Raw genomic sequence first — 18,315 nt, forward strand, 5'->3', positions numbered from 1 at the left:
CCGGTCAGAAGCCGCCGCGCAGCGACAGGTAGAAGGCGCGCGGGCTGCCCAGGAAGTAGCGACCCGAGGTCAGGGGATTGGAGGTGGTCAGCTCCGATCCGATGCCACCCAGGTAGCGCTTGTCGAACAGATTGTCGACGTTCAACGACAGCTCGGCATTGCGCAGCCAGGCCAGGCCCAGTTGCGGCTTGTAGCGCGCCGACAGGCCGACCAGCGTGTACGAAGGCATGTACTCGCGCGGGTAGAAGGCCGGGCCGCCGTTGTTCAGCGTGTTGCGCACCTCTCCGTAGGTGCCGGCCGCTTCTCCCGTGTACTTGGCATTGACCGCCAGACGCCAGCTGGCCGCCGGCTTCCATACGGCTTCGGCGAAGGCGCTGTGCTTGGCCGCGCCCAGCACCGGGTCGCCCGAGCGGATGCCTTCGAACGGCGTGTCGTCGGCGTACTCCGCCTTGTTGTGCGCGTAGTTCGCGTACAGCTCGTAGCTGGCGCCGACCAGGCGGCCGCTCAGTTCCACGCCGCGCGACTCGATGCCGCCCTGGTTGATGAAGCTGGTGGTCGCGTCACGGTTGAAGATATCGCCATTCGGATTGCCGTTCTGGGTCGAGATGCGGTCGCGGAAATCGATATCGTACACGGTGATGGCGACGCCGGCGCCATCGCGCTGCCAGCGCAGACCGATGTCCTTGTTGACCGAGGTCTCGGGTTCGATGCCGTTCTTCGAGTCGATGGCGGCCGTGCCTTCGAACACCGAATCCGGGATCGAGCTGAAATTCTTCGAGCCGCTGGCGAACACTTCGAACTCGTCGCTGATGCGATACAGGGCGGCCAGCTTCGGCAGCACGCCCGAAGACACTTTCAAGGAGCGCTCGCCGGCGAATTCGACGACCGAGTTGTACGAGGCGCGAAAGCGCTGGTAAGTGGCGCCGACATCGAGCTCGAGGCGGCCGTCCAGCAGCGTCATCTTGTCCTGGATATAGGCCATGGCCGTATTCTGGCTGTAATGGCGGTCCTGGGTCACCGAATACAGGTCGCTCTCGTCATAGGCACTGTTGACGGTCGGGTCGGTGGTGCCGAACCAGTTGCGGATCTTCTTGCGGCGGGTGTGTTCGTACCAGCCGCCGAGGCGCAGGCGGTGGCCGTCGGCGATGGTGAACGACACTTCGCTCAGTGCGCCGCGGCGGTTGATGCTGTTGTCGCTGCGGCGGGTGGTCGCTTCGCGGTCGCCCCAGGTATCGAGCGGATTCATCGCATAGTTGGCGGCTGCCGGGCAACCGGCCGCGCGCAGCGAGGCCGCGGTGACGCCGGCCGGCAGCGTGCCGGCCGCCACCGGGATCAACGCGCCGTTGGCGTCGCGCCGGTACTGGTTGGCGTAGCATTCCTGGACGGTGCCGGTCGGACGAGCGCCCGGCGCAACGGTGCTGAACACCTTGCCGTTGACCGGCAACTGGCGATAGGGAACGTAGAACCAGCCGTTGCCTTCCTGGGTGTGGATGTAAGGCTTGAGCGTGAACTTGCCCGTGCTGCCGAAACGCTGGGTCCAGTCGACGTGCGCCAGGATGTCCTTGCTGTTGATGCCGCGCGTGCGTCGGTTGTTCTGATCGATGGCAGGGTTGCCGGTCCAGCGGTCGAGCAGGCCGTCGGTATCGGGATCGATCTCGAACACCGCCTTGTAGCCGGTGCCGACGATCGAGCGCAGCGCGACCGCATCGTAGTCGTTGTCGCTGAAGTCGTTGTAGCTGACGGTGCCGCGCAGGCTGGAGCCGCCACCGAGGTCCTGCAGCACGCGCACGCTGGCGTTGCGGCGATGGTTGGAACCCGATTCTTCGCCCGGCCAGGTGTTCACGCTCGACTGCGACATGCTGACGTAGGCGCTGGTGCCGGCCGCCGACTTGCCGGTCTCGATGCGTGCATAGCCGCGCTTGTAGCCATAGTTGCCACCCGAGAGTTCGATCTCGGCGCCGGCATCCTTGCTCGGATCGCGCGTCTGGAAGTTGATGTAGCCGCCCAGCGCCTGGTCGGACGGGGTGCCGAGGTCGCCCGCGGTCTGGCTGACGTCGATGCGGATCAGGTTCGCGGAATCGAGCAGGCGGGTCGGCATGGTGCCGCCGTTCGACAGCGTCGAACCGTTCGGCACACCGTCGACCGAGATGCCGATCTGTTCCTTGTTCAGGCCGCGCATGCCGAGGCGCATCGAGAAGGAGCCGGTGAGCGCATCGCTCGAGCCGACCTGCAGGCCGGGAACGCGGGTCAGCAGCTTGAGCGGATCGAGGCCGGCCGGCTGGGCCTGGATGGTCTCGACATCGATCACGCTGTTGGCGCGGGTTTCGCCCCGACCCAGCAGCTGGCCGGTGACTTCGACCACCGTCGCCGCCGCCTGGGCGCCCGCCGTGGCGGGCGCCTCCTGCGCCAGCGCATTGCCATGCCAATGCAGCAGCGCGAGCGAGACCGCCGCCGATAAACCTAATTGCTTGTACACGATAGTTCCCCTTGTTTTGGATGATCGGTGCGGCGTTGCCGCGCAATGCTCTCCTGATCCCGCTTTTATCTGTTTTGCGAGAGAATACACTGGTACGTACCAGTACTCAACAAGGATTTTGCAAAAACCTCACATCGTCTTCTTCGCGCTACATCTGTAAAAAATAGTCTGGCTCCGGCCATCTTACGTCATCATGCGGTCACATATGGTACGTACCAATTCGCGGGAAAAATGCCGCAGCGTCGTGGGCCGGGCGGCGCGTGTTACGATGCCGGACAAGTAGAGAGCACACCCATGGGACACACAATCGACGACAAACGCGGCGGTCCGGACGCGCCGCTGTACCGCCAGCTGGCCGCCCGTCTGCAGCAGGAACTGGAGAGCGGCCGCCATGCGCCCAATGCGCCGCTACCTGCCGAACGCGAGCTGGCTGCCTCATTCAGCGTCAGCCGCGACACCGTGCGCAAGGCGATCCGCCTGCTCGAGGAACAAGGCGTGGTCTACAGCGACCACGGCCGAGGCACCTTCGCCGCACCGGAATCGGTGCGCCAGATGTCGCGCTTCCTGGACAGCTTTACCGATGACGCGATCAAGCGCGGCGGTGTGCCCGGCCAGCGCATCCTCGGCCTGGAGCCGGTGGAAGCGGACATGGCCCTGGCCAGCCTGCTGCAGATCGAGGCCGGCACGCCGCTGCTGCGCCTGCGCCGCCTGCGCCTGCTCAACGGCAGCGCGGTTGGCCTGCAGGACTCCTTCCTGCACTTGCCCGAGGGCGCCACCATCCGGCGCCAGCAGCTCGAGGCCAAGGGCTCGCTCTACCGCCTGCTGGCGGAGGACCTGGGCGTGCGTCCCTCGGAGAGTCTGGAAAGCCTGAGCGCGGTGGCCGCGCGGCCCGAGGAAAGCGAACTGCTTGGCGTGGCCCCGGGCAGTCCGCTGCTGGCCTGCGAAAGGATCACGCTGTCGGACCGGCGCCAGCCGATCGAGTATTGCGAGATGCGGTATGTGCCGAGTTATCGGTACAAAACGCGGATCAACAAGTGGAGTTTGGGGTAGTCCGGGGTGTTGTTGAGCAGTCCGGATATCCACTTTCTTTCTGTATCTCTTTGTCCAGTCACAAGGCTGAAATCCGATTGCCGCGCTTTGATTGCCTGGTTGCCTTCCACAAGGGCAGTAAAGAACGTCCATTCAACCAGTCAATCCACCAAAACGCGTGTCAAGGATACGTCGGCTGCTTGATCCAGCCATAGTCCTGCAGGCCCGCGCTGCCGCCGTTCGCCAGCGGATTGCCGCCGGTGAAGCGGTCGAGCCGGTAGCCGGGCACGATGCACAACTGATCGGTGGCCTTGATCACTGCTTGCACACAGGCGCCGACGTTGTTGAGTTTGTAGCGGTCGTCGTTCTGGATCGCCGCCGGCGTCGTGAAATCGCCCGGCATCGCATAGGTGTAGCCACGGTCAGGAAGCCCGGTTCGTCGGCGTCGTGCTCGTAGGTGCGCAGCATCAGGACGCCGGTGAGCGACCTGTCCTTCGAGGTCAGGAACCACTTGCCGCCCAGCCAGTAGTTGTCGGAATCGCCGTGCTTGCGGCGGTCGCTGTTCGAATCCTGCCTGTCCACGAAATAATTCTGCGCGAAACCGTCGGCTTCGCGACCGTAGGCGGCCTGCACTTCCCTCGTATCGACGCTGCCGACCGTGAAGCGGCTGTCGAAGTGATTGCCGCCCTGGCGGGTGCCGAGTTTGATGTTGCCGCCGATATTGTGCAGGCCGTAGCGCGGATCGTTGGTGCCGTGCACCACCTCGATATAGTCGACCTCGAGCGGGAAGATCATGTCGATGAAGCGCTGGTTGCCCCTGTTGACATTGCTCGAGATGCCTTCGATCAGCATCTTGATGCCGTTGATATAGCCCTCGCCATTGAAGGCGCGGAAGCTCGCCTGGCCCGATTCGGCGCCCATCCGGGTCTCGGTGAGCTGGATGCCGGGCAGCTGGCCGGCCAGCTCCCTGCTGTTGCTGACGTTCTTGCCCTTGATCTTGTCGGCGTCCAGCGCATCGACCGAGGTCAGTCCTGTCGTATAACGTGGCCGGCGGCGCCCTGTGGGTCGTGTCGCTGACGGTAGCCGGCTTCGCTTTCGGCAATATCACCTGGGTCAACGACAACCTGACGGCAGTCATCATGGGCATCATCGTGCTGTCCCTGGTGCCGGGCATCGTGGCCTGGCTCCAGGAGCGCCACCGCGCGAAGGCTGGCGCCTAGCGCCAGGCTTGACGGTGGGATCAGTATTCGATCGTGGCCCGCAACTGAACTCATTGAATCGTAAAGCGCAAATAACCGTGTACCCGTTCCGGCGCCCTTACATCAACGGTCTCCGATTGTGTAAGCTCAACCACTTCAGTCCGCTAGGCCGTGCCGCATCAAGTCAGGCCGCCCTGTCTGGATCAAACCACATGCTCCTTCACGGTTTCCAAATGGCAAGTCCATTTCTTTGACGATGAATTGCGAACAAGGTATATTGAATACGTGAAGGAGAATATCTACGCGCTGGTGTAGCCCCAGAGCGATTCGTACTACTTCGACGCGAACACGGTGCTTTTCCTGCGTCTCAAGTAAAACGCTCAGGCAGGAAACTGCACCGGCTTGTCCGAGCGATGGCACGGTCGAGTCTCTGGACAGGCTTAGTGCGGGATGTCTCGCTACTGGTTGTCCTTGCGAAATTACCGGCACGATCCGAGTGACGTTCAGTCGGTCGAGTTTGCTCAGAGCTTACTGAGGCCTCCCCCTGGATGATCGAGATGCTGAGGTGGGCCGGTTCTTGATAGGCATCGTGACGTGAAGATGAAAAACTGCGCGTTTTTCCGCTCTCAAACGATTGGAGCGAGCAAGATGCCATCGATTTCGCGTCGCTGTGTCCGATCCCTGAGCAAGGCATTGGCGCGCAGCTCGACATTGGGCAGCTTCTTACTGCTTGGAAGCGGTGGCGGTAGCAGCAGACGCAGCAACCACTTGCCGAACGCCGTCATGCCGCCTACTGCGTCGAAGTGGAGCCTGGGATAATGACGGCCGCCAGGCCATCGACCCAGGGCCGGTTGCTCGTCCAGAGCGTCGTTCATCGCCATGTCACACTGTGCTGCTAGCCTCGAGTGCGGCGCGCGATGATGCCCATCGCCGCGCCGGTACCGGATTTCTGACCGCCATTCGTCTTTCACACAAAACATGTTCAACGATCTGGACGACTGGTTCATCCGAGAAGTGCTGCCGCTAGAGGGCGTTCTCATGCGCTACCTGCGGCAGAACTGGCGCGATAGCGCGGAATGGCCGGACCTGCGCCAGGAGGTCTACGCACGCGTGTATGAAGCGGCGCGCCGCGGCCGTCCCGAACGCACCGCTGCGTTCCTGCTCGCGACCGCGCGTAATTTGCTGGTTGACCGCGCGCGGCGGCAGCAGGTCGTCTCGATCGAGGCGTTCGCCGAGCTGGACGACCTGTCGGCTTGCGAGCTGACGCCGGAACGGCATGCCAGCGGGCGCGCCGAACTGAACGTGCTGGCGGAAGCGCTCGACGCCCTCCCCGCACGTTGCCGCCAGGCGGTGATGCTGCGTAAGGTGGACGGCATGTCGCAGCGCGCCGTGGCGGCCGAAATGGGCGTGACCGAGGACACGGTGGAAAAGCAGATCGCGAAAGGCATGCGCGCCATCGCCGACGCGCTGTTCGCACGCGGCGTCGGGGCTGGCATTCTCAAGCTGGAACGCAAGCTGCGCAAGCCGGAGAAAAAGGATACGCAGAATGAGCAGGCAACCGGAACCACTTCAATATAGCGATGGACCAGGCTAACAAGTCAGCAGCAAGCTTCGAGCAAGAGGCAGCCCAATGGCTGGCGCGCCAGGATGGCGCGCGCTGGGACGTCGGACAGCAGGCCGAACTGGACGCATGGCTGGAAGCCGACGTGCGCCACCGTGTGGCCTACCTGCGACTGCACGCCGCCTGGCGCCGCGCCGATGCGCTGAACGGCGCGGCCCGTCCCGATCCGGCGCACGCGCGGCGTCCCGGGCCGGCGCTCGCGCACACCTGGCGCCTGGCGGCAGGTCTTCTGCTCGCCTGCGGGTTGGGTGTGGTTCTTGCACCCCAGTTCAGCTCGCGCCAGGGCGAGCGCTACGCCACCCGTACCGGCGAGAACCGCACCGTCGCCCTGGCCGATGGCTCGCGCCTCACGCTCAACACCTCCACCCGCCTGCGCGCCGCGCCTGATGGCCAGCGCAAGGTGTGGCTCGACAACGGCGAAGCATATTTCGATATCGCTCCCGATCCGGCGCGCCCGTTCGTGGTCGATGCCGGCGCCAGCCGCGTGACTGTGCTGGGCACCCGCTTCACGGTACGGCGCGACGGCGAGCGCACGTCGGTACTGGTTGAACAGGGCAGGGTCAGGGTCAGCGCGAACGCCACGGTGCTGCAAGTCGAAGAAACCGTCGAACTGAGCCCCAACCAGGAAGCGAGTGCCGAGCGCGGACGGATCGCACGCGCCGACCGCAGTCCGGCGCAGACTGCGCAGCGCATGGCGTGGCGCAGCGGACGCATCGTGTTCGACGGAGAAACGCTGGGCGAGGCGGTGGCCGAATTCAACCGCTATAACGAACGCAAGCTGGTGCTGTCCGACAAGGAGGCGGCCTCGATGCCGATCGGCGGGAGCTTCGCACCGTCGAACCTGGACGGATTCGTGCGTCTGCTGGAACAGGGATTCGGTCTGCATGCGCAATATGGCATCGGGCAGATCGTACTGTCGCGGGCAGACCCAACAAATTAATTTCAACCGACGCATTCCGGTTTTTTCCGCGCCATCCGTCTTACAGGGAAGCAACACCACGCAGCCGGCACGGCCCCCCTTACGCAAGCAAAGATGGCTAGGAAAAAAACGATGGCAAATCCAAAACTGCTCGGCGCCCTGTGCGCCCTCACCTTCTGCTCCACGCTCCAGGCCCAGACGCTGGCGCTCGACATTCCTGCGGGAGAGCTCAAGAGCGCGCTCGACCAGTACGCGCAGCAGACCGGCGTTCAGCTGTTGTACCGGTCGAACGACGTGCAGGCGCTGCGCAGCAGCGGCGTGCGCGGGCAGATGCCCCCTGCCGAGGCGCTCGAGGCGCTGCTGGCCGGTACCGGTCTGAGCGTACGGCGCGACGGCGACGCCGTGCTGATCTTTCGCCCCGCGACCGGCGCCGCCCAGAAAGCGGCAAGCACCGGGACGGAACTGAACACCGTCACCGTGACCGCACAAAAACGCGCCCAGCCGGCGCAGGACGTGCCGATCGCCATGACCGCCCTGTCGGCCCGTACACTCGACGCGCACCGGGTCCAGGGTCTGCAGGAACTGTCGCGCCTGACGCCGGGGCTGCTGGTGTCGGCCTTCAGCCAGGCCAATCCGACCATCGCCATCCGCGGCATCAGCAATACCTTCTCCCAGATCGGCGTCAACAAGCCGGTCGGCGTGTTCGTCGACGACGTCTTCATTCCCCGCAATAGCGCCGCCAGCTTCGAATTGTTCGACCTGGAGTCGATCGCCGTGCTGAAAGGGCCACAGGGCACACTATTCGGCCGCAATGTCACCGGCGGAGCGATCGTGATCAATACCCGGCGTCCGGATCCGGAGCGTTTCGCGCTGGAGGGCGAACTCATTGCCGGCAACTATGGCGAGCGCCATGCCAAGGGCCTGGTCAACGTGCCGCTTGGCGGCGAGGCGGCGTTCAAGCTGTCGGCTTCCAGCCGCCGGCGCGACGGGCTGGGGCGCGACCGCCTGAGCGGACGTGAACAGGACGACATCGACAGCCAGAACCTGCGCGCCCAGGCGCTCGTGCGCCTTGCCCCTGACCTGAACGCCACCTTCGGCGCCGACTACGGCGAGGACGACAACGGCGGGCGCACGCTGTCGTCCGATACCCTGGGCAACGACGGCGACGTGCGCACCTCGGAACTTGGCGTCGCACAGGAGTTCCGCCGTACGATCAAGGGCGCCTCGGCGCGGCTGGTGTGGCGTCTGGACGCCGGCGAGCTGACCTCGATCAGCGCCTGGCGCAAGTCCGTCTCCAGCGAAGACTATTCCGGGGTTGGTGCCAGCTACACCCTGCTCGCCAGCGGCAGCCAGAGCGTCACCAGCGACGCCGACGACATCGACACCTTCTCGCAGGAGCTGCGCTATGCCAGCCCAAATTGGGCGCGCGGCAACATCGTTGCCGGCCTCTACTTCGCCGAGGAGGACGGCTGGCGCCGCCTCGCCGTGCGTGGCCTGGCGGCACGCACCGGAGCACTGGCCAGCGCCACTGTCGCCGAGCAGCAGGTCGACAGCCGCAGCGTCGGCGTGTTCGCCGACGGCGTACTGCACCTGACGCCGGCCCTCGACCTGACCATGGGCGCGCGCTACACGCGCGACCGCAAGCGCGCCAGCCTGACGCGCAGCGACCTGGTCCGTCCGACAAGCGGTTTCAGCGTGGACGACCTGAGCCGAAGCTGGAGCGAAGTCACCCCGCGCGCGGTGCTGGCGTGGCGTCCGCGCGCCGGCCTGATGACCTACCTGAGCGCCACCCGCGGCTTCACCAGCGGCGGGTTCAACGCCGACGCCGCGAGCGCGGTAGCATTCCGCGCGCCGTTCGATCCCGAGACAGTCGACAACTATGAAGCAGGTATCAAGTCGCAATGGCTGGAAAATCGGATGCGCATCAATACTTCGCTGTTCCGGATGAAGTACCGCGACAAGCAGGAGCTGGTCAATAATACCCTCACCGGCATCCTCTCCATCTTCAATGCGGGCAAGGCCACCGTCAACGGCGGCGAGATCGAACTGGCCTGGAAACCGGCCCCCTGGCTGGATCTGTCTGCCAACCTCGCCTACCTGGACGCGCACTACGACCATTTTGCGATCGGCAATATCAACAATAGTGGCAACCCCATGTCGAACTCGCCGCGGCGCCAGGCCGGCGTTGCGGCCGATCTGCGCTACCCGACGTCGTTCGGATACCTGGTCGGCGCCGCCAGCTATGCCTGGAAAGACAGCTACAACACCGGCGCGGCCAACGACCCGAACCTGCAGCTTCCAGGCTTCGGACTGGCCAACCTGTCGGCCGGCGTCGAGTCGCCGGACGGCAGCTGGCGCGTGCTGGCATGGGTGAAGAATGCCAACGATACCGAATACCTGCTGACCCGCTCGACGCAGGTGGTGCGCGCGCGCTACGCCGGCGAGCCGCGCACCTTCGGCCTGAGCCTGACGGGCCGCTTCTGATGGCGGCGCCGAACGACCGACGTCGCCTGCTGCTGGGCGCGCTGCTGCCATTGGCGCTGGGCCCATCGGCGCGCGCCGCGCCCGCAGCGCCCGCTTCCGTCCCTGCGCCCGAGCGCGCGGGAGCGGCGCTTGCGCCATGGCAGCCCGGCTGGCTCGACATCCACCACATCGCTACGGGCCGTGGCAACGCCACCCTGGTCATGCTGCCTGACGGTACCAGCATGCTGATCGACGCCGGCGCCTCGTTCAACGAACCCGATGTGTCGGTGGCGCCGCGCCCCAACGCCAGCCGCCGTCCCGGCGAGTGGATGGGGCGCTACGTGCGACGTCATCTGGGGCGCGCCGGCCTGGAGGGCCTGGACTACCTGCTTGCTACCCATCTGCACCCGGACCATACCGGCGACGCCGACGCGGCGACACCGCTGGCGCCTGGCGGCGCCTTCCGGCTGAGCGGCGTGACCGACGTGGCGGCCCAGATCGCGATCGGCACCGTGGTCGACCGAGGCTATCCGGACTACGATTTCCCGGCCCGGATCGCCGCGCCGTTCGCCGACAACTACCGCGCCTTCATTGCGGCCAGGCGTAAGGCGGGGCTGCGCGTCGAAGCTTTCCGGGTCGGCAGTAACGACCAGTTCGCCGGACGCGCTCACCGCGCTACCGCGAGCTGCTTCGAGGTGCGCAATATCGCCGCCAATGGCGTGGTATGGACGGGGACTGGCAGCGCCACCCGTCAGTTGTTCCCGCCGCTAGAAACGCTGGCGCGCGCCGACTGGCCGAGCGAGAACGCGTGCTCGGCGGCGATCCGCATCGCCAGCGGACGCTTCCGCTATTTCACGGCGGGCGACCTGACCAGCTACACGCACGATGGCGCGCTACCCTGGCACGACGTGCTGGGCCCGGCCGCACGCGCGGCGGGGCCGGTATCGGTGGCGACGGCGGACCACCACGGCATGTTCGATGGCTTGAACCCCGAGGTCGTGCGCACACTCAGGCCGCGGGCCTGGGTGATCCCGTCATGGCACATCGCGCATCCCGACATGCTGCAGCTTGAGCGCATGTTCAGCGAGCGACTGTACCCGGGGCCGCGTGCAGTATTCGCCACCACCGTGATGCGCGAAAACCTGCTGGCCAACGGTCGCCTGACGCGCAAATTGCACAGCCACGACGGTCATGTGGTGGTACGCGTGGCGCCAGATGGCGAAAGCTTCTACGTGGCGGTGACAGACAATGGCGCCGAAGGCGACAAGATCAAGCTGGTGACTGAGCAATTCGTGGTCTGACAAAAAAGCCGAAGGATAAGGGCGCTAGTCATGCAGGCACAATATCGCGCAGCCAGGATGCCGGAGCGTCTCTCCTGGCTTGCAACCGAAACTCGCGTTATCCGTCTGCCTTACGGCTGACGGATGTTTTGCCGTCGCCGCTGCAAACCAGCGTGCGTTTTTGGTCGACGCCCGATACGAACGACCCACGCTTCACAAACGCGCTGGGGAGGTGCATGGCATGCGGCGGCACGAAGCGTTCCCGCGCTCGCGCGACATTGTCATCAGACTGATATAGGACACGGTCGGGTGAACCTTGAATGTCAGCCTTTCGGTGAACGCGAAGAGTTAGCGCGATGATCTTTCTTGGAGACTTGTCACGAGGTGCGCCCGCAACAACCGTGATTGACCATTCCAGCATTTACGCAACTAAAGGAAGTATCATGTCCATTCAGCATGTTGAACGCCGCGTCCATCAGGGACCTGTCGTCGCCGGTACGCAGCACCTGGCGCACGTGATCAGGCAAGGCCTGCTCATACGGCATTCAGCCGGGACGGTCGGTGCGAGCGGGTTCCTGAAATCGAATGCGGTCGGCAGTAGCATCATCCAGCGCGTCCTGTCGGGCAGCGCGCTTCGCGTCGACGATAATCAGGCCGTGGAGGGACAACCGGCGGCTTTCGACGCTCGATAGCGCGAACACCTATTCGGACCGGGATGCGGCTTGGTGGATCTGACGCTGCTGGCATCTACGACGACGACGACAGGAACACGAGCGTGGACCCTGCATCGGCGCGTGGCAGACCGCCGATCCTCCTCCAGGCTGAGCGACTCCAAATTACATACCTGCCAACAAGGCATTGACTTGCCGAGAAGAAGTAGGCAACGCAACTAGACAGACCAGCGTAAGCGCTGGTAGCGGTTGTCCTGGCGCCCGGTCGTCAGGCCGCCGTCGACGGTGACACGCTCCCTGGCGCGCCAGGTCAGCGTGCCCATGACGCCGACCACATCGATGTTGTCGACCTCGAGCGATAAGATCATGTCGACCAGGCGCTGGTTGCCGCTGTTGACATGCTCGGGATGCCGTCGCTCAATACCTTGATGCCGTTGATGCCGACCTTTTTCTCCTCGATCTTGTCGGAGCCGGGCGTGTCGGCCGAGGTCACGACGGTGGACCAGCGCAGTGCGCCGTCGTTGCGCTGGGCGCTGACGCGGGCCTCTCCCGTGGCGATGACCCGCCCGGCGGCGTGGGCAGGCAAGGGCATGGCGCAGGCCAGAGCCGCCGGCAGGGACTTCTTTTTCATGTTGCAAACCTCGCGGGGTCAGCAAGCACGGCACGGACGACCGGGTGCAAGGGTGAGCGGCGCCCTGTGGCGCCAGTGAGGATGACGCATTATCGGAGGCATTGCCACGGTTCATCTCCACCCTTGGCCCCACGCGCGATGGCGGATTTCGGCGGGCCCTTCGTCTTTCCAGTGGCGGGCACCCACGACGCATGCTGGACCGCATCGCTTCAAAGCGACGTCGCCGCGCCGGATCATGGCGACATGCCACTCGTCCCTTGATGATAACGATTTGAACCGCATGACACATCAATATCGCGCGATGCAGGTGGCCCCATGAATGTCGCCTGCTGCATCCGCACGGATGCGATACGCCGCCAGTTTCAGGACGCACTGCGTCGCCACCATGTCGACGTCCTGAGCATCGCCGGAGAACCCGCGGCCCCGGTATGGCCTTACCCCGGACCTGAGCTTGTCATCGTCGAGCTGCAGCGGCACGCGGACGACGTTTCCCTGTTCACCTGGTGCAAGCGCTACTTCGCCGCCGACACGCCGATGCTCGCGATCGGCAGCGCCATCGCGCCGGTGCGTGTGGCGCGGGCTTTCGACAGCGGCATCGACGACTTCTGGGATTGTCCGCTCGACCAGACCGAGCTCGACGCCAGGTTACGCGCCCTGCTGCGCAGGCACCGCCTGCCGGCGGTGCACCACCTCATCGAGCACGAAGGATTCGTGCTCGACCGCACGACCGGTGGCGTGCTCGACCGCAGCCGCGCGGTCGAGCTGACGACGCGCGAGTTCGCCATCGCCTGGCTGCTGTTTTCGGCGCCCGGCAGGTTCGTGGCGCGCGCCGAGATCTGTGCCGTCCTGCAGGATGCGGCCGGCGTGATTGCCGACCGCACCATCGAGCAGACCGTCCAGAAATTGCGCACCAAACTGGCGCTCGGTCCGCAGCGCGGGGCGATGCTGCGCGGCGCCGGAACCCGGGGCTACCGCTTGATGCCGACAGCCCCATGAGCGCGGCGGCTGGCGCCCCGGGCAGTCAGACCGAACGCACGGACGCCGCGTCGCCGCGATCGGCGGGGAAGGTCTCGTTCAGCGCCTCTTCCATCCGGTCCAGGAAGCCGGTCTGGGGCTTGCCGTCCTGCGCCTCTCCCGACGTCCCCTCGGCGACCGAAAGCAGGTAACCGGCAATGACCGGACGCAGGCGCTCGCTCAAGGCCGCCGACTCCTCGGCGCTGAGGTTGCAGTCCCTGGTCAGCACCGCCAGTACCGAGGCGCTCTGGTTGGCATCATAACCGTCGACCGCCTCGCCCAGCACCTTGCCTGCGATCTGCGCGATCTGCCGGTCGCCCGACTCCAGCAGATCCCTGAAGCCGGTGCGATCCTTGTATTCGAGCGTGACCCGGCCGTCACTGATGCCCTGGCTGGCGGCCATCACCTCGTCGTAGCTGTGGTGACGCTTCTGGCCCACCAGTGCGGCCAGCATCACGACACGCATGAATTCCAGTGACGGCAGCTCCCCGGGGTCGGCTTTCAACTTGTCCATGGCATGGATCAGCGCATCCTTGTACAGGTTCAGATAGCCCAGCGTATGGCCGCTCATCCCGCCGACGATCGGCCGGTGGTTCGCATGCGCGCTGCGATACCAGCTCTCGTGACTGCGCAGGAAGTCCTCGCGCAGCTCGACATAGTTCTTGCTGACCATCGAACCGTCCGGGCGCGGCACCTGCACGACGTCCGTGTCGTGCTCGTGGCGCATCTGCTTTTTCATGTGACGAATGTAGCGGTCTGCCGCCTCCTGGGGCGTCTGCAGCACATTGCCGTGCACGCCGGCGACATTCATCATGCCCTCCTTGCCGTGCAGGTGCGCGTCCTCCCACGGAATCGCCGCGATGTCGCCATAGACCTCTTTCCTGTCGTCCTCCGAAAGACGGTCCCACAGCTTGTCGATATCCGAGCCGTCCTTGCTGACATCGCTGTAATCCTTGCTGGAGTCGCCGTAGTCCTTGCGAATCCTGTCCCACAAGGCAAAACTCGTCGTGTACAGCTTGAGCTTGCTGGCGTCCGTGGCCTGCGACTTGTCCAGATGCTTCTGCAACTGGCGCTTGATCGCCACATGCATCGTCGGCGACAACTCCTCCCAGTCGGCCTCGGCCACGCCGACACCGAGGTTGCTCTGGTTGTTCAGCGCAACCAGGCTGCCATCTGGCGTCAGGTAGTCGCGCATGGGCTTGAGCATCTGATGGCCGAGCTCGCCTGGCCCGGCCTTCAGGGCACGGCGCGGGTCGCGCGTGATGGTGCTCAGGTGATAGATCCAGTACTCGAAGGAATTCACGTCCTTGTCATGGTACTCGGACGAGCCGCCGAAATACGGCTTCTGGCCGAACAGCATCTTGACCAGCTTGATCTGCAGTTGCTGCTCGGGGCTGAGCGGCTTCGACGCCGCATTGCGCAAGGCGTTGATGGCCTTGTCGCTGCCCTCGGCGTTATTGAAGAAGGTCTCGAGCACGTCCTTGTCGTAGTTGGGGCGCAACTGCTCTTTCAGGTACAGCAGGCGGGCCTTGCGCAGGTCGCCCTTGACCGGATCGGCCAGCGTCTCGTCATCGAGTGTCAACGGCAATCCGGACTCGGCGCCGGCACCGTCCAGCATCTGGTGCACGAGCTCCACGATCTTCTTCATGCGGGGAAGCTCGATCATGTGCTCCAGCGCGAGCTGCAGCTTTTCTTCCAGATACATATTCATGTCCAGCATCAGGTTGGAGGCCAGCCGGCGCATCGCGGACGTTCCCGCTTGATGGCTGTACGACGTCGCCAGCACCGTCGAATCGACCCCATCCGGCCGCAGCCCCCAGGCCAGGCGCTGGCTGTCCTTGGACAGCGAGGTACGGTTGGCCGTGACCGGTCGCTTGCGCTGGAAGGCCACCTGCTGGCGTGCCTGGCGCGCAATACCGCGCGACGCGCCGCCGTCGGGCGTGCGCGTCCGGTACGACTGGTCGGTCAGCGCGCGGGTGGGATGCAGCCGGACCGGCGACCTGCCGGCGCGCGACGCCGGGCGGGTATCGGGGGACGACTCCCGGTCCGGTCCGTCGGCGACATCGAGCAGCATCTTCAGGCGCGCGTCGACCTGCCCCATCAGTCTGGTATTGCGGGCCTTGGCCTTCGGCCCACTGAACCAGCGCTGGCCGGCGTAATCTGTAACCGCCTTGCGCGCGGAATACAGGTAGTTGGCCTTCATCATCTCGGTGAAATTCGGACGGCCTTCGCGCCGGGTGAAGAACTCGCGCCGTACGCGCGATGCATTCACGGTTTGCGGGCCGGCCCAGGCGCCGAGCAGCGCAGCGGCCAGGAAGGGTACACCGACGCCCATCATCACGTGCGAGAACGTCCTGGAGGCATCGTTCGGCCCCTCGCCTGGCTTGCACGCGAACCGGTCCTCGTTGAGCCTGCGCGCCAGTCCAATCGCCGCCTGCAACAGGAAAAAGAAGCCGCTGCCGCCGACAGCCATGAACGTAGCGCGGGCGTACTGCACGACCAGCGCCGGCACCACATGTCCCGGCATATTCCAGCGCATTCCCGCCAGGTCCTTGATGTTGCCCAGTACCCCGCGCTTACCCTGCAGCAGCCTCTCGACCGACAACTTGGCCGGCTCGGACAGATTGCTGAAATCCCAGGTGCTCAAGGCCTTGTCGAGCCGGTGTCCGCGCAATTCGGACAGCGGCGTGTGGATCCGCGCAGCCGCCGTCTCATTCGCCATGACGGGCGTCAGTCTGGCGGCGGCGAGGATGGCGTCGCCCGGCACCGCCCCAGGGGCGCCCGGGCGCACCCGCAGCGTCTGCAGCAGGCAATGCTCGAACGGCGTCAGCGAGGCGGCGCGGCGTTCGTCCAGTTCGGCCACGTCCTCCATGCCGGCGTTGCCGCGCCAGCCGTCCAGATTGAGCGTGCTGGTACGCGACTTCGCCTCGAGCCGGCTGCGCACCGCGCTCTCCGACGCCGACAGCGGCTTTGCATCAGCGCGGGCCAGGTCCGCCCACTCGAGCATGCCGGTGCGATCGACCTCGACCAGGTCCTCGCCCCTGAGACCGGCGCGCGTTTCGTATTTGTCCTGCAGATCGTGCAACTGCTGCCGAAGAGCGTCGGACATTGGGCCCGCGCAGAGCTTCGTGGCCTGCGCCAGATCGATGTCGAGCGCGTCCGCCAGTGCCTGGGGCGCTGCCTGGTCGGCGTATTTTCCGCGCAGCGCGAGCAGCGCGCCGGCCTGGGGCGCCGGCAGCGCCCCGGCCGGATCCCTGCGCTGCTGGTCCAGCAGGTCCGACAGCGCGTATTCGGAATCGAGTCCCAGCATCAGCCTCGGATGGCCTGCGGTCAGCGTCCTGCGGTTGTCCAGGGCATCGAAACGGGCGCGCAGCTCGCCCATCCTGTCTTTCAGCGCGGCCGGCAGCGGACCGTCCAGCAGACGCCGCACCTGATCGTCGCTCACGATGCCCGGCAATCTCTTGATTTCGTCCGCCGATGGCGCCGCATACGGCGCCGCGCCCCCGCCCGCGACCTCGGCATGGCGCCGGTCCAGCGCCTCCAGCACGCCCAGCGCGGACAAGTCCTCCAGCATGTGGAGCTTGCCCACTTCCTCGAGGTGCACGAGCTTCGTGAGCTCTTCCATATTGCTGCGCGCGCCCGCCAGCAGCGGCCCCTCGGTCATCGCCTCGAACCGCGCCAGTTTTTCCCGCCGCGGCGCGTCGAGCGCCAGGCTGAAGCGCTGGTGGTTGAAGCCGCCGGCCTCGTCGAAGCGCTTGAGTGCGCGCTTCGGCACGCCGAACAGCCTGGCCAGTTCGCCGAGAGTGGCATCGGTCCGCTTCTCGATGCCGTCGTTCACACCCCACATCTTCTGGGTGTAGGGCGAGCGGAACATATCGCGCACATGGTTCTTGTTGTCGACGTCGCCATACGCCAGGTTGTTGGCCATGATGCGCTGCGCCTCGCGCCGGCGGTCCGCGACGGCCGCGAGTACATTCAACCCGAGCACGATGCCGGTCACCGCCATCTGCATCTTGAACGCGCGTTCCGTGCCCTTGCAGTCCTGGTTGTCGGCATACGCCACGTATTGGCTCAGGTAGAAGGCGATCTGCTTGGTGCCCGACAGCAGCGACTTGATGTAATGGCCGGCATCGAAGCTCTGGTCGAACTGCTCGCGTTTCATCCGCTCTTCCATGGCCTGGGCGCCGGCGACGCGTGCCGTGGTGAGCGCGTGACGCGCTGCGATCGCCTCTGCCGAACCAGGCGCGACATCGTGCGCCGCGGTCAGCGCCTCGGCCATCCGGTCGCTCGCGTCGTTCAGTGCCGTGAGCGTTTGCTGCAAGGTCTTCGCGCTCTCGATCGGGCGACTACGGCCGGGCATCCCGGTCTTGCGCATGAAGTCGGCTCCGGCATACAGTGTGTTGAACATCAGCACACCAAGATAGGGCTGGTAGAGCTGGGCCAGACCGGACCATGCGAGGACGGCGCCGGCGCCCGCCTTGCTCTTGAGCGCCGATCCGACCGCCGTCGGCAGGATGCCCAGGCCGGTGTTGAGGGCGCCGGCAAGCTGGGTCATCCCGAGTTCCCGGTACAGGTCATGGAATACCTTGCGCTGGTCCTTGCCGAGCGCCTTGTAGACGTCCCCGACGAGCCGGCCCGCCGCCTCCATGCGCATGGCGTGGTCGATCTTCATCAGCTCGCGCTTGGCCTTGCGCAGGTTATCCATGTCCGTCCTCGTGATCGTCATGTGGCTGCTGCAGCGCACGATGTCGTTCATCGCCGCGTTCAGCGCGCGGTTGCGATTGATCTGAAAGTCGGTCTGCATGCTGCTCACGCGCGCCGGATGCGCCGACGCGGACACCAGTTCGCCGCCCTGCGGCGAAGTCGCGACGACGCCCTGAAGCGGCGCGCCCGGCGACCCGGCGGTGGTCGGCGACACGTGGGTCGGCAACGGCGGCGGCGTGTTGCGGGTGGTGCGGAAACTGAACATGCGCTTTCTCCTTTGAGGTGTGGTCACCTTGAGTGTCGTGATG

At 65.4% G+C, this 18,315-nt stretch carries 15 protein-coding genes; 8 read left to right on the forward strand and 7 right to left on the reverse strand.

From position 1 onward, the window contains the following. Positions 1 to 4: 4 nt before the first annotated feature. On the reverse strand, positions 5 to 2,476 hold the full coding sequence (locus SOM61_RS20080; RefSeq protein WP_320475718.1) for a TonB-dependent receptor: 2,472 nt from the start codon (positions 2,474 to 2,476) through the stop codon (positions 5 to 7). Between the two features lie 294 nt (positions 2,477 to 2,770). On the opposite strand from SOM61_RS20080, the gene SOM61_RS20085 reads away from it, so the two are divergent. Further along, complete coding sequence (locus SOM61_RS20085) at positions 2,771 to 3,526, forward strand: GntR family transcriptional regulator (protein WP_320475719.1); 756 nt, start codon at positions 2,771 to 2,773, stop codon at positions 3,524 to 3,526. A 160-nt stretch (positions 3,527 to 3,686) separates the two neighbouring features. On the opposite strand, the gene SOM61_RS20090 is transcribed toward SOM61_RS20085, so the two are convergent. Then, on the reverse strand, positions 3,687 to 3,833 hold the full coding sequence (locus tag SOM61_RS20090) for a hypothetical protein (RefSeq protein ID WP_320475720.1): 147 nt from the start codon (positions 3,831 to 3,833) through the stop codon (positions 3,687 to 3,689). Next, the gene (locus tag SOM61_RS20095) at positions 3,821 to 4,534 is read right to left on the reverse strand and encodes a Plug domain-containing protein (protein WP_320475754.1); all 714 of its coding nucleotides are present in this window, start codon (positions 4,532 to 4,534) and stop codon (positions 3,821 to 3,823) included. The genes SOM61_RS20090 and SOM61_RS20095 overlap by 13 nt, the downstream gene beginning before the upstream one ends. Positions 4,535 to 4,548: 14 nt before the next feature. Here SOM61_RS20095 and SOM61_RS20100 point away from each other — a divergent pair, with 14 nt between their 5' ends. Then, a complete protein-coding gene (locus SOM61_RS20100; protein WP_320475721.1) occupies positions 4,549 to 4,725 on the forward strand; it encodes an SNARE-associated domain-containing protein in 177 nt (58 codons plus the stop codon). A gap of 605 nt (positions 4,726 to 5,330) precedes the next feature. Here the strand turns inward: SOM61_RS20100 and SOM61_RS20105 are convergent. After that, positions 5,331 to 5,585, reverse strand: a complete 255-nt coding sequence (locus SOM61_RS20105) for a hypothetical protein (RefSeq protein WP_320475722.1) — start codon at positions 5,583 to 5,585, stop codon at positions 5,331 to 5,333. A 97-nt stretch (positions 5,586 to 5,682) separates the two neighbouring features. On the opposite strand from SOM61_RS20105, the gene SOM61_RS20110 reads away from it, so the two are divergent. From SOM61_RS20110 to SOM61_RS20130, 5 genes are all read left to right on the forward strand, one after another. Continuing rightward, complete coding sequence (locus SOM61_RS20110) at positions 5,683 to 6,282, forward strand: RNA polymerase sigma factor (protein WP_320475723.1); 600 nt, start codon at positions 5,683 to 5,685, stop codon at positions 6,280 to 6,282. 2 nt (positions 6,283 to 6,284) lie between these two features. Further along, positions 6,285 to 7,265 carry a FecR family protein gene (locus SOM61_RS20115; protein ID WP_320475724.1) on the forward strand — a complete coding sequence of 327 codons (981 nt, stop codon included), beginning with the start codon at positions 6,285 to 6,287 and terminating at the stop codon, positions 7,263 to 7,265. A gap of 111 nt (positions 7,266 to 7,376) precedes the next feature. Next, positions 7,377 to 9,728: a TonB-dependent receptor gene (locus SOM61_RS20120; protein WP_320475725.1), complete on the forward strand. Its 2,352-nt coding sequence runs from the start codon at positions 7,377 to 7,379 to the stop codon at positions 9,726 to 9,728. Next, positions 9,728 to 11,008 (forward strand): ComEC/Rec2 family competence protein, encoded by a 1,281-nt coding sequence (locus SOM61_RS20125; protein ID WP_320475726.1) that lies wholly within the window; start codon positions 9,728 to 9,730, stop codon positions 11,006 to 11,008. The genes SOM61_RS20120 and SOM61_RS20125 overlap by 1 nt, the downstream gene beginning before the upstream one ends. Positions 11,009 to 11,430: 422 nt before the next feature. Then, positions 11,431 to 11,679 (forward strand): hypothetical protein, encoded by a 249-nt coding sequence (locus SOM61_RS20130; protein ID WP_320475727.1) that lies wholly within the window; start codon positions 11,431 to 11,433, stop codon positions 11,677 to 11,679. Between the two features lie 197 nt (positions 11,680 to 11,876). On the opposite strand, the gene SOM61_RS20140 is transcribed toward SOM61_RS20130, so the two are convergent. Together SOM61_RS20140 and SOM61_RS20145 are read right to left on the reverse strand one after the other, a co-directional pair. After that, on the reverse strand, positions 11,877 to 12,026 hold the full coding sequence (locus SOM61_RS20140) for a hypothetical protein (RefSeq protein ID WP_320475728.1): 150 nt from the start codon (positions 12,024 to 12,026) through the stop codon (positions 11,877 to 11,879). Continuing rightward, a complete protein-coding gene (locus SOM61_RS20145) occupies positions 12,023 to 12,289 on the reverse strand; it encodes a hypothetical protein (RefSeq protein WP_320475729.1) in 267 nt (88 codons plus the stop codon). Before SOM61_RS20145 ends, SOM61_RS20140 begins: the two co-directional genes overlap by 4 nt. A gap of 315 nt (positions 12,290 to 12,604) precedes the next feature. On the opposite strand from SOM61_RS20145, the gene SOM61_RS20150 reads away from it, so the two are divergent. After that, entirely contained in the window at positions 12,605 to 13,285 is a 681-nt protein-coding gene (locus SOM61_RS20150; protein ID WP_320475730.1) for a winged helix-turn-helix domain-containing protein, read from the forward strand. Between the two features lie 25 nt (positions 13,286 to 13,310). On the opposite strand, the gene SOM61_RS20155 is transcribed toward SOM61_RS20150, so the two are convergent. Next, on the reverse strand, positions 13,311 to 18,272 hold the full coding sequence (locus tag SOM61_RS20155) for a hypothetical protein (protein WP_320475731.1): 4,962 nt from the start codon (positions 18,270 to 18,272) through the stop codon (positions 13,311 to 13,313). Positions 18,273 to 18,315: the final 43 nt, after the last annotated feature.

This window comes from Massilia sp. CFBP9012, assembly GCF_034045115.1.
Taxonomy (GTDB): Bacteria; Pseudomonadota; Gammaproteobacteria; order Burkholderiales; family Burkholderiaceae_D; genus Telluria.